At 69.1% G+C, this 15,890-nt stretch carries 14 protein-coding genes; 6 read left to right on the forward strand and 8 right to left on the reverse strand.

Annotated elements, in window-relative coordinates; all coding sequences use genetic code 11:
- Positions 1-4: 4 nt before the first annotated feature.
- Complete coding sequence (locus E6A21_RS05150; protein WP_138443048.1) at positions 5-1,429, forward strand: DUF1731 domain-containing protein; 1,425 nt, start codon at positions 5-7, stop codon at positions 1,427-1,429.
- Positions 1,430-1,658: 229 nt separating this feature from the next.
- Here the strand turns inward: E6A21_RS05150 and E6A21_RS05155 are convergent, their stop codons facing one another.
- The 5 genes from E6A21_RS05155 to E6A21_RS05175 form a co-directional block, all read right to left on the reverse strand.
- Positions 1,659-3,191: an HNH endonuclease signature motif containing protein gene (locus E6A21_RS05155; protein ID WP_171041266.1), complete on the reverse strand. Its 1,533-nt coding sequence runs from the start codon at positions 3,189-3,191 to the stop codon at positions 1,659-1,661.
- On the reverse strand, positions 3,188-3,529 hold the full coding sequence (locus E6A21_RS17760; protein WP_171041267.1) for a hypothetical protein: 342 nt from the start codon (positions 3,527-3,529) through the stop codon (positions 3,188-3,190). Before E6A21_RS17760 ends, E6A21_RS05155 begins: the two co-directional genes overlap by 4 nt.
- Before the next feature lie 308 nt (positions 3,530-3,837).
- Positions 3,838-4,371 carry a hypothetical protein gene (locus E6A21_RS05165; protein ID WP_281281555.1) on the reverse strand — a complete coding sequence of 178 codons (534 nt, stop codon included), beginning with the start codon at positions 4,369-4,371 and terminating at the stop codon, positions 3,838-3,840.
- A 356-nt stretch (positions 4,372-4,727) separates the two neighbouring features.
- Positions 4,728-5,354 carry a DUF6318 family protein gene (locus E6A21_RS05170; RefSeq protein WP_281281556.1) on the reverse strand — a complete coding sequence of 209 codons (627 nt, stop codon included), beginning with the start codon at positions 5,352-5,354 and terminating at the stop codon, positions 4,728-4,730.
- Between the two features lie 237 nt (positions 5,355-5,591).
- Positions 5,592-6,134, reverse strand: a complete 543-nt coding sequence (locus tag E6A21_RS05175) for an acyl-CoA thioesterase (protein WP_138443051.1) — start codon at positions 6,132-6,134, stop codon at positions 5,592-5,594.
- A gap of 117 nt (positions 6,135-6,251) precedes the next feature.
- Here E6A21_RS05175 and E6A21_RS05180 point away from each other — a divergent pair, with 117 nt between their 5' ends.
- Genes E6A21_RS05180 through E6A21_RS05195 form a run of 4 tightly spaced genes read left to right on the forward strand, consistent with a single transcriptional unit; the run spans position 6,252 to position 10,587 of the window.
- Positions 6,252-6,938 (forward strand): GntR family transcriptional regulator, encoded by a 687-nt coding sequence (locus E6A21_RS05180; protein ID WP_138443052.1) that lies wholly within the window; start codon positions 6,252-6,254, stop codon positions 6,936-6,938.
- On the forward strand, positions 6,931-8,451 hold the full coding sequence (locus tag E6A21_RS05185) for an MmgE/PrpD family protein (protein ID WP_138443053.1): 1,521 nt from the start codon (positions 6,931-6,933) through the stop codon (positions 8,449-8,451). Before E6A21_RS05180 ends, E6A21_RS05185 begins: the two co-directional genes overlap by 8 nt.
- 20 nt (positions 8,452-8,471) lie before the next feature.
- Positions 8,472-9,389: a methylisocitrate lyase gene (gene prpB / locus E6A21_RS05190; RefSeq protein WP_138443054.1), complete on the forward strand. Its 918-nt coding sequence runs from the start codon at positions 8,472-8,474 to the stop codon at positions 9,387-9,389.
- Between the two features lie 34 nt (positions 9,390-9,423).
- A complete protein-coding gene (locus E6A21_RS05195; protein ID WP_138443055.1) occupies positions 9,424-10,587 on the forward strand; it encodes a bifunctional 2-methylcitrate synthase/citrate synthase in 1,164 nt (387 codons plus the stop codon).
- A gap of 6 nt (positions 10,588-10,593) precedes the next feature.
- Here E6A21_RS05195 and E6A21_RS05200 read toward each other — a convergent pair whose 3' ends face one another.
- The 3 genes from E6A21_RS05200 to E6A21_RS05210 are packed head-to-tail and all read right to left on the reverse strand — an operon-like array spanning position 10,594 to position 15,309.
- Entirely contained in the window at positions 10,594-12,414 is a 1,821-nt protein-coding gene (locus tag E6A21_RS05200; protein ID WP_138443056.1) for a glycoside hydrolase family 15 protein, read from the reverse strand.
- A gap of 1 nt (position 12,415) precedes the next feature.
- Positions 12,416-13,465, reverse strand: a complete 1,050-nt coding sequence (locus tag E6A21_RS05205; RefSeq protein WP_138443057.1) for a glucose 1-dehydrogenase — start codon at positions 13,463-13,465, stop codon at positions 12,416-12,418.
- A 41-nt stretch (positions 13,466-13,506) separates the two neighbouring features.
- Positions 13,507-15,309: a thiamine pyrophosphate-requiring protein gene (locus E6A21_RS05210; RefSeq protein WP_138443058.1), complete on the reverse strand. Its 1,803-nt coding sequence runs from the start codon at positions 15,307-15,309 to the stop codon at positions 13,507-13,509.
- A gap of 95 nt (positions 15,310-15,404) precedes the next feature.
- Between E6A21_RS05210 and E6A21_RS05215 the strand changes: the two genes are divergently transcribed.
- On the forward strand, positions 15,405-15,890 hold the full coding sequence (locus E6A21_RS05215) for a MarR family winged helix-turn-helix transcriptional regulator (protein ID WP_246036202.1): 486 nt from the start codon (positions 15,405-15,407) through the stop codon (positions 15,888-15,890).

Here is a 15,890-nt window from a genome sequence, read left to right on the forward strand (position 1 = left end):
CCGGGTGACCTGGCACCGCACTGCATCCCAATGGCTCCGACTTCCCGCGGAGCGTCTGTGGGACGTCCTCGAACGCGTGGAGCGATGGCCGGAGTGGAACCCCTCCGTCGGGTTCGCGGCTGTCGAAGGGCCGGCCCGGGAAGGAGCCGCGGGTCGCTACGTTCCGTCGCACCGCCTGCTCGGACCCCTGCACCGCCGGACCGCGCCGTCGTTTCGCGTCAGCGCCTTCGAGCCGGGGCGTCGGATCAGCCTGCAGCAGCCGCAGCCGGGCGGCAGCCAGCTGATCGAGTGGACGCTCGAGGAGCGCGACGGCGGGACGCTCTTCACTCAGCGTGTGACGCTCGACGGTCCGCTCTCCCAGCAGTTCGGCCTCACCGCGGGCGAGCCGATCGTCCGAGACTTCGCGGCCCAGTGCGCGCGGCTGTTTCGGCTTGCTTCCCGTCCCGGCCCTGCCGGAGCCTCTGACGGCATCCGCACCGACGACGGCGGGACCGCGGGTGCGCTCACGGTCGTCGCCGGTGGGACCGGCTTCCTCGGGACGCTCCTCGCAGCAGACCTCGTGTGCGACGGTCGGCGGGTTGCCCTCCTGACGCGCAAGCCGCAGCCCTCACCGTTCGAGCAGATTCCGTGGGACGGACGGCGTCCAGGCGCCTGGTGCGAGCGCCTCGGTCAGGAGTCCGAACTCTCCGTCGTCAACCTCGCGGGTGTGAGCCTCGATATGCCCGGCACGCCGGAGAATCTCGCGAAGCTCGAAGCTTCACGAACGGAGCCCACGCGAGCGCTGGTCGAGGCGAGCCGGTCATGGAATCGGCCTGCTGCGCGCTGGCTGCAGCAGAGCGCGGTCGGAATCTACGGCGACTCGGCTGAGGAGTTCGACGAGCGGACCCCTCCCCCGGCCTCCGCGCCCGGGCTGGCAGCCGTCGTCCGCGGCTGGGAGGCCGCCGTCGACGGCGCGAATGCCCGCCACCTGACCGTTTTCCGGACCGGGGTCGTGCTCGCCCGCGAAGCGGCACTCATGAATCGACTGACCGCGATCGCGCGCCTCGGCGGAGGCGGCCCTCTAGGGTCGGGGCAGCAGTGGTTCAGCTGGATCCATGCGGCGGACTGGGTCCGCGCCGCGCGCGCCTCCCTCGGCCTGCCGACCGCGCCCGGCGAGTCGAACGTCGAAGTTCCCACCGGCGTCGTCAACGCAACCTCACCCCACCCGACTCAGAATCGGGAACTCATGGCGCACCTCCGCGAGTATGTCGGGGTGCCCGTCGGCATCCCGGCACCCGCCGGCCTCCTGCGTGCCGCCGCCAGCGTCCTGCGCACGAATCCCGACCTCGCCCTGGACAGCGTCCGCGCCGTGCCAGCCGTGCTGCGCGAGGCTGGCTTCACGTTCCGGTACCCACAGCTCGCAGGGGCCTTCCGGGAGATGTCCGCGTAGCGACGGCTGGGCCTTTCCTCAGGTGACGCCACGGCCTAGCAGCCACTCGCCAGGCGCGAGAGGCACCGGCCAGCGGCCGAGAGGTACTGGACATGACGCTTCGTTAGAAGGGCGGAGGCCGGTCTTCTAAGGTCCGTCCTTCCGAACTTGCTTCTATACGTCCGGAGACGGCTCCCTGACGTTCGTCCGTGCGGCCTTCTTGGGACCTCGGGATTTGGGGCAGCACTGTTTAAGGAGGCGCGGATTCCGGCAGCGCGGATTCCGGCAGCGCGGTTTCCGGCGGCAGGATTTCCGGCACGATTTCCGGCCTCGCGGTTTCCGAAATGTAGGTCCGGCCTAGGGCTGATTTCCATTCCATGACGGTGTGCGAGCGGGCGTCTTTTGGCTGCTCAGTGTCTGGTTGGCGGGGGCGGTGTGTTCTGTGCTGGTAGGTCCAGGCGCCGATGGATTTGAGGGCGTGGTGTTTTCGGCAGAGCAGGGCGAGGTTGTGGGGGTCTGTGGTGCCGCCGTCCTGCCATTCGGTGGTGTGGTCGGGTTCGCAGGTGCGGGCGGGGGCGGTGCAGCCGGGGAAGAGGCATCCGCCGTCGCGGTGGGCGAGGTAGCGGCGCAGGGCCCTGGGCGGGCGGTAGGCGGTGCGCCCGACTCCGAGGGCGGCTCCGGTGTCCCAGTCGGTGAAGAGCCGGTCCCAGTTCGGGGCCAGGGCGGCTAGGCGGCGGGCGGTGGCGGGGTCGATCGGCCCGAAGCCCTCCAGTTCGGGCCCGCCCGGCCCAGCCCGCCCCGGCACGGCCCCGATCGCGGGCCCCCCGGTGGCTGGCCCGGTGGCTGGCCGTGGGCGATGGGCTGCGGGCGGGGTGGGTGTTGTGGCGCCGGGGGCGGTGTCCTCGGGGGTGTGCTCGGGGTCGGGGACGAGGGTGCGGACGGGGATGGTGATGGTCACTTCGGGGCGGAAGGGGCCGGGGAAGGCGGGGTCGGGGCTGCCCAGGAGGCGGTGGACGAGGGCGTCGGCGCGCAGCTGGGACAGGGTCCGCTCCTGGGCAGCGACCCCCACCGCCTCCGGCCCGGCCTGCTGGGCACCCGTCGCCTCGTCCCCGGTGTGCTCGTCCCCGGTGTGCCCGTCCCCGGTGTGCTGGGGGCGGGGGTGCTGGGCGGGCTTCCCGTCCTGTGGGTGGGGGGCCGGGGTGCGGGCGGTGCGGGCGTCGTGGTCGAGGCCGTTGCGGATGGCCAGGCCGGCCTCGGCGGGCAGGAGGGCGGTGAGGGTGCACATCCCGTCGGGCTCGGGGGCGAACCAGACCCCGCGGTCCCGGGCCGCGGCCTGTTTCCGGGCCTGGATGCTCTCGGGGTGGGAGCGCTCGCGCAGGCGGTGCAGGCTCGAGCGCAGCTCGGCGGGGGTCCGGCGCCGCCCGGTGCGGGTCACGGCCCGCTCCAGGCCCTGGCGGGCGAAGCTGGCGGCGTGCCCGGGCGGGAGGGTGCGGCACTGGTCCAGGATCACCCGGGCGTGCTGGTGCGAGATGGCCCCGGCCCGCAGGGCGGCCAGGACCTCCCTGCCGTGCCCGGCGAGCTCGGCGGCCTCGTTCAGCGCCCGGGCGGCGGCGGCCTCGGACACAGCGGTCGCGGCGGCGGCCTCGGCCACGGCCAGGGCGTGGGCCTCGTCCCCGCCGAACCGCCGCGGCTGGCCCTCCCGGCGCGGGAGGGCCTCCCGGGCCAGGGCGTGCTCGAGGCGGGCCAGGGCCTCGAGCTTCGCCGCGGTCGCCCACCCGATCACCCGCTCGGCGCACTCGATGACCCCCAGCGCCTCCTGCGCGGACAGGGACCCGCCGCGGGAAGCCCCACCGAGCCGTGCAGCGGCGAGGAGAACGGCTCCTCCAGCACCACCAGCCCGGCACCGCCCCCGCAGAGCCCGTCGTCCCCGGGGCAGACCCCGCCCGGGACGGGCACGGCGCCCGAGGGCACGGCCTCGGCCCAGCCCCCTGCCCCGGCCCAGCCGCCTGTCTCGGCCTCGGCCCAGTCACCTGCCTCGGCCTCGGCCTCGGCCCAGCCACCGGCCTCTGCCTCTGCCCAGCCCCCGGGGCCCGACCGGCCGGTGTGCGGCTCCGCGCCCATCCCATCACCCCCAGATCCTGTAGGAGGACCCGCCCATAGTGGACGCGCCCGTGGTGGACGCGCCCGTGGGGAGAACCTTCCTTTCGGGGAACCCCCGTCCCCCGAACCTGGTCCGAGCCTACGGCCCCCCACCGACAGAACAGGCGCGCCCGGCGGAACCGGGCCGGCCGACGGGCCAGGGCCGGCCGGTGGGCCGGCCCGGCGGGCGGGCCCCTGATGCTCCATCTGGCCGCGGGGGTTCAGCAGCCCTCGCCGCGGGGGTTCAGCAGCCCTCGCCGCGGGGGTTCAGCAGCCCTGGCCGTGGGGGTTCAGCAGCCCTGGCCGTGGGGGTCGGTGTTGCAGTCCTGGGCGTAGAGGCGGACCTCGGAGCGCCACACCGAGACCGGCCGGGGCGGGCTGGGGACCTCGGCGGTGCCCGGGATCGGCTGCCAGGGCCCGCCATCGACGGAGAACTCCCCGGCGAACACGGTCACCAGCCCCACCAGGTACTCCCCGGTGGCCGTGTACCGGTGGCTCGTGGCCGTCCGCTCCCCCCACCGCTCCTGCGGGACCGGCCCGCCCGGGGCCGCGCTGACCAGGGACGCCCCGTCCCCGTAGTCGAAGCGGTGCTCCACCGGGCGCACCCGCACCAGCACCCCCCGGCCCAGGACCGTGGTGCGGAACGACTGCACCGCCGCCTCCGCGTAGACATTCGTCTCCGCGCCCCGGAGCGTGTGCCGCCCCGGCTGGAGCCCCAGCCCCGCCGCCGCGATCGGCAGCTCCCGCAGCTCCCGCTGCCCCAGCCCCACCACCGCGCCCCCGCCCGGGCGCTCCGGGGGTTCTGGTGGATTCCCGTCGTACATGCAGGCCTCATTCAGTCGCTCAAGCGCTGAAGGGCTTGTTCGGCTGGTGCGGTACCAGACCACCAGCGTCCCGGTTCTGTCGTGTGTGGACCGGCACTTGCGATCCAGTTCGACGCATGTGTCGGGTGGTCCCCCATCTATCCCGCTCCTGCACGCCGGTTGATAGCTATAGGTGAAGGAATCGGACGAACCTTCCGGCTGCTGAGGGACCGTCACTGCGGCTTGGCCTCCCGAACCTGCGTGCACCGCTATTTTGCGCTCCCCCCAGTCCGCGTCGAATTCCTCGGCACTGGCAATCGGCGCTAACAACGTGAGCGCCGCGGCCAAACAGGAGGCCGCGGCTGTTTCGCGTCTAGTCATGCCCCGCCCGCCTCGACCATCCGCCAGGTGTCCGCCGAGTAGGTGGCGTACGCCCTTTGAGCACCGGGAAGTCTTCCGCCTCTCCTGTTCTCCGTCGGACTTCCGTCGGCTCCATACGAAATGGATGCCGATTCCTCAAGAACGAAGTCGCCGACAAGCCTGCCCGTAGAATCTGGGGTCAGGTCGGAAATAAAGCCCTTGACCGTCCATCTGGGCCCAAGGCGCCACCCGTTTTCTCCGTGCAGAGCCATTACCGAAGTCAAATACGAATCGCACATCTTGCACCCCTCGGAAGATAGCGACCTGAGTAAAGTCGTGTCGCCGGTCTCAAAGGCGTAAGTGATGGCATCGAACCAATACTGGGTGAACGCCTCGAACCCCTCCCTCGTGTTCTGCTTCGCCGCCTCGGGCAGCACCGGGAGCGGCACGTTGCGTGCAGGGCCCCGCGAACTCGCGGGAGTCGCCTGCGTGTCGGGGGTGGTAGGCGGAGCTGAGACGCCCGCACTGGTGGGAGCTGGGCTGGCAGGTGAGGATCGTCCGGCGTCGGCGGGCGCACCACAGGCGGTCAATGCCAACAAGCAGATGAGCAGAAGAGAGCAGCACAAAGAGCGGCGCGACGCCATGACATCCCCCAGTCAGCGGTCCGCAATGGGTGCGGAAACGACAAGCAGCAATCCCGGTTCCGAGACTCTAACAACGGCCGAGAACACCGAGACCAATCACTGGGGATACCGAGGCCCGACCGCGCATGAGCACCTAGACGCACTCTCTGCACGGGCACCGGATCGACACGCACGGCCAGTGCTCAGACGACGCGGACAAGGCCCTCAAGTCGGCCTAGAGCACACCTTCTACGTGGCCTACCAGACGTGCGGTGCAGGGCGTCGAGTGCTCGGGAGGGCGTTCTCCTCGCGCCAGCGAACGAGGAATTCGGGCAGCACGAGATCCGCGGGCGGTCGACCGACCACCGCGAAGATCTCCTCGTTGCTTACGGGCGCACCCCGATGGACGAGACGGGTCGCGATGTACGCCCGTGCGTAGACCTCGCCGCGGGAAACCATCCGCTGCTCGAAGTAGATGGCACGCTCGTCAACCCCGACAATGCGGGTTACTATCGTGTACTGCTGCCAGAGGGTCAAGGACTTGCGGAACGTGATCGTCTCCAGATTGACGACGGGGCTCCAGCCCTTCGCACGCATCTTGTCCCACGCTCTGGCCCTCACCATGAGGTCGAAACGCCCGAGGTCCATGAGGGAGAAGTACATCCCGTTGTTGACGTGCATCGCGATGTCGATGTCGGTGGGGAGGACCCGCAATGGCAGACTCGAGGTTCCCCAGAGGCTGAGCGGCGCCCGACGGCGGGACGTCACCAACAGCATGAGCGTGCGGAGAAGCAGGTGCATGCCCCATATGTTACCCGCGAGTAGTCAAGGACGGCAGTGCATGCTTGTATACATATTTCTCAGAGTTCTGGTTGCGAAGGCTTGCTCGCCCCCATTTTTCCTGCCACTGTATACATCGTGAAGGCTAGTGATCGGGCGTATGCATCTCTCCGCGAGGACATCGTGGAGTGGCGGCTTGCGCCGGGGACGGTGCTTGGAGAGGTTGAGCAGGCCGAGCGGCTGGGCGTGTCCAGGACTCCGCTTCGCGAAGCCCTCGCACGGCTCACGGCCGATGGGCTCGCGACCTCGCTGCGGGGACGTGGCGTCGTCGTGAGCGATGTCTCGCTTGGGCGCCTCGGGGAGCTGTTCGAATTGCGCGAGGCACTCGAGTGCAAGGCCGCCGCCCTTGCCGCAGAGCGCGGCGACAGCCCGCGCTTCGCCGACCTGCGGGACCGCCTTGCCGCCGCGCCGGCCCTCCTCTCCGACCACGATCCCCAGCGCCAGGAGTACTACGCCCTCGCGTCCGAGCTCGACGCCGCCATCGACGAGGCCATTGCGAATGGGTACCTCGCCCAGTCGCTCGGCGCCTTGCGCGTGCACCTTGCGCGGGTGCGGCGCCTCGCGAAGGACGACGCCGCGCGGCTTCGGCAGGCCGCCGTCGAGCACGCGACGATCGCAGGGGCGATCGCCGATCGAAACGCCCCCCTCGCTTCGGCTGCGACCGTTGTCCACCTGAGCAACAGCCTGAACCACATCAGATCAACACAGGGCGCGAATCCCGACACCAAGAGCTTCCAATCCGACAGAGAGGCCATCCATGGTTGAGCTGCACCACGTCCGGGTCTACAAGAGCGAGGAGAACCTCCCCCGCGGGGGCCAGCTCGCCTACAAGATCGCCAAGGTCGCCGCCGACCCCGTCGAGGTCGCGCCCAAGGTTGCCGAGATGGTGATCAACCGGATCATCGACAACGCCTCGGTCGCGATCGCCTCCCTGAACCGGGGACCGATCGTCGCCGCGCGCGCCCAGGCCCTTGCCCACGCGCCGTCGTCCGGCGGCAGTGGGGCCCTCCTCTACGGGATCGGCAACCGCGTATCCCCCGAGTGGGCAGCGTGGGCGAACGGTGTCGCGGTCCGGGAGCTCGACTACCACGACACGTTCCTCGCGGCCGAGTACTCCCACCCCGGGGACAACATCCCACCGATCCTCGCCGTAGCCCAGCACGTCGGCTCGAACGGCCGGGATCTGATCCGCGGGATCGCGACCGGCTACGAGATCCAGGTCGACCTGGCCAAGGCGATCAGCCTGCACGCGCACAAGATCGACCACGTCGCCCATCTGGGACCCTCCGCCGCGGCCGGGATCGGCACCCTGCTCGGGCTGGACGTCGAGACGATCTTCCAGGCCGTCGGGCAGGCCCTGCACACGACGACGGCGACCCGCCAGTCGCGCAAGGGCGAGATCTCCACGTGGAAGGCCCATGCACCCGCGTTCGCGGGCAAGATGGCGGTCGAGGCCGTGGATCGGGCGATGCGCGGGCAGACCTCGCCGGTGCCCATCTACGAAGGCGAGGACGGGGTCATCGCCTGGCTGCTCGACGGTCCCGACGCCTCCTACGACGTCCCCCTCCCGGCTCCGGGCGAAGCCAAGCGCGCGATCCTCGACACCTACACGAAGGAGCACTCGGCCGAATACCAGGCCCAGGCCTGGATCGACCTCGCCCGCAAGCTGCACCGCGAGCACCCCGAGGTCACCGACCCGGCGAACGTGGCGGGCATCCTGATCCGCACAAGCCACCACACCCACTACGTGATCGGCTCAGGGGCGAACGACCCGCAGAAGTACGACCCCACCGCCTCCCGGGAGACCCTCGACCACTCGATCCCGTACATCTTCGCGGTGGCCCTCCAGGACGGCAGCTGGCACCATGTCGCCTCCTACGCTCCCGAACGGGCCGCCCGCCCCGACACCGTCGCCCTGTGGCACAAGGTCACCACCGAGGAAGACCCGGAGTGGACGCGCCGCTACCACTCCCTCGACATCACCGAGAAGGCCTTCGGCGGCTCCGTCACCATCACCCTGAACGACGGCACCGTGATCGAGGAGGCGATCGCCGTCGCCGACGCCCACCCGCTCGGCGCCCGCCCGTTCGGACGCGAGCAGTACATCGACAAGTTCCGCACCCTCGCCGCCGAATCCGTCGCCCCCGAGGAGATCGAGCGGTTCCTGGACACCGTCCAGCGCCTTCCCGAGCTCGGCGCCGGCGAGCTCGACCAGCTGAACATCCTGGCCAAGGACGGGGTCATCGACCTCGCAAAGGGACCGAGGGGCCTCTTCTAGAAGGAAGGTTTGGTCCAGACATGCTGTACTCGAAAACCACCCCCGAGCAGAAGCGCCTCCGGCTGCGCGAGGCGCTGGCCTCGGGGAAGATCCAGCAGTTCCCCGGCGCCTTCAGCCCGCTCTCGGCGCGGCTGATCCAGGAGAAGGGCTTTCCCGGCATCTACATCTCCGGGGCGGTCCTCGCGAACGACCTCGGCCTGCCCGACATCGGCCTGACGACCCTCACCGAGGTCGCCACCCGGGCAGGGCAGATCGCCCGCATGACCGACCTGCCCGCGATCGTCGACGCCGACACCGGCTTCGGCGAGCCCATGAACGTCGCCCGTACCATCCAGGAGCTCGAGAACGCCGGCCTCGCCGGCTGCCACATCGAGGACCAGGTCAACCCCAAGCGGTGCGGCCACCTCGACGGCAAGGCCGTCGTCGACCTCGACACTGCCCTGCAGCGGATCCGGGCGGCAGCGGATGCCCGCCGAGACCCCAACTTCCTCATCATGGCCCGCACCGATATCCGCGCCACGGCGGCCGACGCCGCGGGGCTGCAGGCCGCCGTCGAGCGCGCCAAGGCGCTCGTCGAGGCTGGCGCGGACGCGATCTTCCCCGAGGCCATGGGAACCCTTGAAGAGTTCAAGGCCATCCGGGATGCAGTGGACGTCCCCGTCCTGGCCAATATGACTGAATTCGGCAAGAGCAGCCTCTTCACCGCCGCGGAGCTCGAAAGCGTCGGCATCAACATCGTCATCTACCCCGTGACCCTTCTGAGGATTGCCATGGGCGCAGCAGAACGTACGCTGGAAGCAATTGCTGCGCACGGCACTCAGGAGGACCAAGTACAGGACATGCTGACTCGTTCCCGCCTCTATGAGCTTGTCGACTACGAGGCGTATAACCGCTTCGACACGAGCGTGTTCAACTTTCAGGTTCCCGGCCGATACTGAAGCCCTGGGGCAACACCAAAGAAGGAGCCCTGCCATGACGCAGCAATCGAACACCGATGAGATCAAAAAGGGCCTCGCCGGTGTGGTGGTGGACTACACCGCCATATCAAAGGTCAACCCGGACACCAACTCCCTCCTCTACCGCGGCTACCCCGTCCAGGAACTCGCCGCCCGCTGCACGATGGAGGAAGTCGCCTACCTCATCTGGAACGGTGAACTGCCCACGCGCGAGCAGCTCCTCGCCTTCGAGCAGAAGGAGCGCGCGGGCCGCGCGCTGGACCCGGTCGTCAAGCGGGTCATCGACGAGCTGCCGCCCACGTGCCATCCGATGGACGTCTGCCGCACAGCCGCCTCCGTCCTCGGCGCCCGCGACCCCCGCGCCGGCGACTCCTCGCGAGAGGCCAACCTCGCCAAGGCGCTCGACCTCTTCGCCGCCATGCCCGCCGTCGTCGCCTACGACCAACGCCGTAGGCGCAGTGACAGCCGCGGCCAGGACCCCGTCCCCCCACGCGAAGACCTCGGCTACAGCGCGAACTTCCTGTGGATGGCCTTCGGCGAAGAACCGGCCCCCGAGGTCGTCCGGGCGTTCGAGGTCTCGATGATCCTCTACGCCGAGCACTCCTTCAACGCCTCGACTTTCACGGCCCGCGTCGTCACCTCAACCCTGGCCGACCTCCACTCGGCCGTCACCGCGGCCATCGGAGCCCTCAAGGGCCCGCTCCATGGCGGCGCCAACGAGGCGGTCATGGAGACCTTCGAGGAGATCGGCATCGATCCGAGCGAATCGCACGAGGACGCCAAGGCCCGCGCGAAGGCCTGGATGGATGCCGCGCTGGCCCAGAAGAAGAAGGTCATGGGCTTCGGGCACCGCGTCTACAAGCACGGCGACTCCCGAGTCCCGACCATGAAGGCAGCCCTGGACGACCTCATCTCCTACTACGGGCGCCCCGAGATCCTCGGCCTCTACGACGGGCTCGAGCAGTCCATGGACGAGGCGAAGGGGATCAAGCCGAACCTTGACTACCCCACCGGCCCCGCCTACCACCTCATGGGCTTCGACATCCCCACCTTCACCCCGCTGTTCGTCGCGAGCCGGATCGTCGGCTGGACAGCCCACGTCATGGAGCAGCTCGAGAGCAACTCCCTCATCCGCCCCCTCAGCGCCTACAACGGACCGGACGAGCGACACCTCGACTGAAGCGGCTCACTCCTGCCCCTTGGGGGCGACCGCCGCGTTGCGATGGATCGCGGCGTTGCTGGGGTGGGTCGCGCCCATGTGCAGTTGCGCGGCGGTTGTGACAAGGGCGAAGTGGCTGAACGCCTGGGGAGTGTTGCCGAGCTGGCGCGCGGCCCGTGGGTCCCATTCCTCGCTGAGGAGGCCGACGTCGTTCCTGAGCCCGAGGAGCCGATTGAACAGCTCCTCGGCTTCGGGCCCCCGGCCCGCGCCCAGCAAGGCCTCGACGAGCCAGAAGGAGCAGGCGACGAAGATGCCCTCCTGTCCGGGAAGGCCGTCGTCGCTCGCCTGGGGCCTGTAGCGGAGCACGAAGCCATCCTGGGTCAGCTCTCGCTGAATCGCATCGATCGTGCCGAGGACCCGCGGATGACGGCGCGGCAGGAAGCCCACGCGCGGGATGAGGAGGAGGCTCGCATCCAGCTCCTTGCTGCCGTACGACTGGACGAAGGTATTGCGCTCGGAATCGAAGGCCTTCTCCATGACCTCGTCGTGGATCCTGTCGCGCAAATCCTCCCACCGGTCCGCGGGCCCCGCGAGGCCGGTGTCGCGGACGGCCTTGACCATGCGGTCCGCCGCAACCCAGGCCATGACCTTCGAATGGGTGAAATGGCGGCGCGGGCCGCGCATCTCCCACAGGCCGTTGTCCGGCTGATCCCAGATCTTCTCAAGGTGCTCCATGATCGCCGTCTGCAGATCCCACGAGTCGTCCCGCTGCCCCAGGAGGGAGTTGCGGGTGAGGGCGAGGCCGTCAAGGACCTCGCCCCAGACGTCGAGCTGGAACTGCCCCGCTGCGGCGTTGCCGATGCGCACCGGCTTCGAGCCCTCGAAGCCCTCCAGCCAGTCCACCTCGGTCTCGGGCAGGCGGCGCGAGCCGTGGATCGAGTACATGATCTGGAGATCGGCGGGATCTCCGGCGACCGCCCGCAGCAGCCAGTCACGCCAGGCAACCGCCTCGTCGGTATAGCCCCCGGCAATGAGCGATTGGAGCGTCCAGGTCGCGTCCCGGAGCCAGCAGTAACGGTAGTCCCAGTTCCGTGGTCCCCCGATCTGCTCGGGAAGCGAGGTCGTGGCCGCAGCCACAATCCCTCCGGTCGGCATGTAGGTCAGTGCCTTGAGCGTGATGAGCGATCGCTGGACCGCGTCACGGTATGGCCCGGCCGCCTTGCTCCTCGAGGACCACTCGGTCCAATACGAGGTCGTTCCCTCGAGAGCCTCCTCCGGGTCCACCGAGCGGGGCCGCGGGAGATGGCTCGGCGCCCACGTGAGCACGAACGGCACCCGCTCGCCCGCCTTGACCGTGAACTCGCTCACGCTCCGCATGTGCTCTCCGTGGACCTTTGCGGGGGTGTCGAGGTAGAGCGCATCCGGACCCGCGACGGCGTGGACGCCCTTGTGGTTCCGGCGGACCCACGGGACGATGTGCCCGTAGTCGAACCGCATGACGAGCTCCCCGCGCATCTTCACCTCCCCGCTGAGGCCCTCGACGATCCGCACGACGTCGGCGACCTCGTCGCGAGGGGGCATGAAGTCGATGACCCGCACCGCCCCGCCGTCGAGCTCCCACTCCGTCTCCAGGACGAGGGTGTCCTCGCGGTACTGCCGCCGGGTGCACTCGCCGCCGCCCTCAGGCGCGAGGAGCCATCGTCCGGCCTTGGGCCCGTCCAAGAGGTTCGCGAAGCAGGCCGGTGAGTCGAAGTTCGGGAGGCAGAGCCAGTCGATCGACCCGTCCGTGCAGACGAGGGCGGCAGTATGGAGGTCCCCGATGATCGCGTAGTCTTCGATCCGCCCCATCTCAATCCGCCTTGATCTGGAGCACGACCTTGACGTCGTCGTGCTGGCGTTCGAAGGCCTGCTGGTACTGCTCGAGGGGAAGGCGACGGGTGATCAGGCGCCCGAGCCATTCACTGTCGGCCTTCTTCAGCGCCTCGGCGGCGGCCTCGTAGTGGCCCCGGTTCGCGTTGACGCTCCCGAAGACGACGTCGTTGCCCAGAACCGCTTCCCGGTTGAGCCCGCCGACGTCGACCTGGAGTTCCTCGCCAGTCGAGGAGACGCCCGTGAGGCACGTGATGGCGTCGGGCCCGTGCTTCGTGATGGCCTCCATGACCACAGATGGTACGCCCGTGCATTCGAGGAGGACGTCGGCCAGGATCCCCGACTCCGTGAGGGTGTCCGTGTGGTAAGTCGCTCCGAGGCTGCGCACGAGATCCGGCTTGGGACCGTCCTCCACCCGGTCGAAGACGTGGACTTCGAGGCCCCGCTGCACGCCCAGCAGCGCCGCCAGCAGCCCGACCGGCCCCGCACCCATCACGACCGCGACCTTCGGGTCGAAGAACGCGCGCCTGCCGATGCCCTCGATGTGTTCCCACGCCTTGGCGACGATCGTGGTGGGCTCGAGCAGGACGCCGACATCGGTGAGCGCCGGATCGAGCCGAACGAGCGCGTCCGCATCGGCCCGGTAGCGCTCGCGGGCGAAACCGTGCCTGCCCTTGATGCCGTGCTCGGTGTACTGGCCGTTCCGGCACATGTCCCACTCCCCCGCCGCGCATGCGGCGCAGGGAACCGGGTCCGGGCGCCGCACGATTCCCACCACGAGGTCACCCTCCGCCAGGCCGGAGCCCTCCGGCGCGGAGATGACCCGTCCGAGATTCTCATGCCCGATCACGAGGTGGGTGCTCCCCTCGGGAGCCTCCCCGTACTGGGCGGTGATGATCTCGATGTCGGTTCCGCACAGCCCGACCTCGAGGGCCTCGACCAGGACGCTGCCCTCGGATTCCGCGGGTTCGTCCATCTCCAGCAGTTGCAATGAATCCTTCTCGCCGGGGGTTACGGCCAATGTCCTCATGGGTTACTCCTTATCGGTCGAATCTGGGCGGTGCCTGTGGACTAGGAACTCTTGTCTGCCTGATGCGGGAGGAATTCCTGTGCCTTCGTCTTGACGCCTTCACGGATGACGCCCCAGATGCTGTCATCGCCCTTGAGCATCGCCTTGGCGCTGTTGAGCGCCTGCTCGAACGTCGCGTGCGGCGGGATGGGCGGGATGTCCGGGTCTGTGCGGACGTCGAGGATCGTGGGCCGGTCGGCGGTGAGGGCCTTCTCCCATGCGGAGGCGAGCTGATCGGGCGAGTCGACGGAGATGCTCCCGAGGCCGAGGACCGAGGCGATGGCTGCATAGTCGACGTCCGGCAGGGACTGGGACTCGCGGAAGGCCGGGGCCCCGCCCATGGCCCGCATCTCCCACGTGACCTGGTTGAGGTCGTCGTTGTGCAGGATGGCAACGACGAGCCGCGGGTCGGCCCACTCGCGCCAGTACCGCTTGATGGTGATGAGCTCGTTGAGCCCGTTCATCTGCATGGCGCCGTCGCCGGCGAAGGCGATGACCGGGCGGTCGGGGTGGCCGAACTTCGCGCCGATCGCGTACGGCACGCCGGGCCCCATGGTCGCGAGGTTCCCCGAGAGGGACCCCCTGACGTCGCCACGGAACTTCAATTGCCGTGCATACCAGTTCGCAGCCGAGCCGGAGTCTGCCGTGACGATGGCATTCGCAGGAAGCCGGTCGGAGAGCTCTGAGAACAGGCGCATCGGATTCACGGGGTCAGCCTCGACCTTTGCCTCGGCCCGCATCGTCTCCCACCAGCGGGTGACCTTGGACTCGATGTCCTCCCGCCACGAGCGGTCTTCCTTGCGGCGGAGGTGCGGAATGAGGGCCCTGAGCGCCGTGGCGGCGTCCGAGACGATGTTGAACTCGTAGGGATAGCGGAGCCCGATCATGCCGGGGTCGATGTCTATCTGCACGCCCCTGGCCTGACCCTCCTCAGGCATGAACTGGGTGTAGGGGAAGCTCGATCCGACGGTGAGCAGGGTGTCGCACTCGGCCATCATCTCGTAGCTGGGCCGCGTGCCGAGCAGCCCGATCGAGCCGGTGACGTAGGGCAGGTCGTCGGGCAGGGAATCCTTGCCGAGCAGTGCCTTGGCCACACCCGCCCCGAGCAGGTCCGCGACCTCCCGGACCTCGGCCGCCGCCCCGCGTGCACCCTGGCCGATGAGCATCGCGACCTTCGATCCGGCATTGAGGAGTTCGGCGGCGCCCCGGATCGCTTCGTCATCCGGTTGGATCTCCGGCCAGCGGATCCCCATGCTCGAGGGGACCATCTTGAACGCGTGGGTTGGCGGGGTGTATTCGAGCTCCTGGACATCGCTCGGAATGACGATGGCCGTGGGCGCCCGCTTGCCGAGGGCGATGCGGATCGCACGGTCCAGGACGTTGGGCAGCTGTTCGGGAACGGTGACCATCTGGATGTAGTCCGACGCGACATCCTTGAACAGGGTCAGCAGGTCCACTTCCTGCTGGTATGCCCCGCCCATGGCGCTGCGCGCGGTCTGGCCGACGATGGCGACAACGGGCACATGGTCGAGCTTGGCGTCGTAGAGGCCATTGAGCAGGTGGATTGCCCCCGGGCCCGAGGTCGCCATGCACACCCCGACCCTGCCGGTGAACTTTGCATAGCCGACCGCCTCGAAGGCGGACATCTCCTCGTGGCGTGCCTGGATGAACTTCGGCTTGTTGTCGGACTTGCCGAAGGAGGCAAGGATGCCGTTGATGCCATCGCCCGGGAAGGCGAAGACGTTCTCGATTCCCCACTCGCGCAGGCGGCTCAGTAGGTAGTCGGCGACAGTCTGGGATGGCATGGGGTCACTCTCCTCTTCCTGAAGGAAGGACATGGGGAACTGGTGTGTTGTCGCAAGCTTTGCGATGACGCAATGGGCGAGGCGATACTGAATCCGTGGACAAGAGTGGATTCCGTGGGCGCAGCGAGCAGGTCGAGGCCGTCCTGAGGGCGGCCGATGTGCTTCTCCGGGTGGCCGCGAAGTCCGTTATGGAGGTCGAGGACCTCGTGACGAGCCCGCAGCTCCGCGTTCTCGTGCTCATAGCGTTCCAAGGCCCGCAGAACCTCGGTGCGGTGGCGCGCGAGCTCGGCGTGCACGCCTCCAATGCGACCCGGACGTGCGAGCGGCTCGTCGTCGCGGGCCTCCTGAGCCGACGGGAGGACCCTTCCGACAGGCGTTTCCTCCAGCTGAGCCTCACAGCCAAGGGAAGGGACCTTGTGGAGACCGTGATCGAACACCGCCGTCGCGCAATCGCCGAGGTCCTCGAGCGGGTGCCTGCGGAGTCGCGAGAGGTGATGGCATCAGCCATGGCGGCCTTCGCGGAAGCCGCAGGCTGGGAGGGGACGGCCGACGGCCGGTTCACCCTCGGCCTCGGAAGCTGA

This window comes from Sinomonas susongensis (genome assembly GCF_005877005.1).
GTDB classification, from domain to species: domain Bacteria; phylum Actinomycetota; class Actinomycetes; order Actinomycetales; family Micrococcaceae; genus Sinomonas; species Sinomonas susongensis.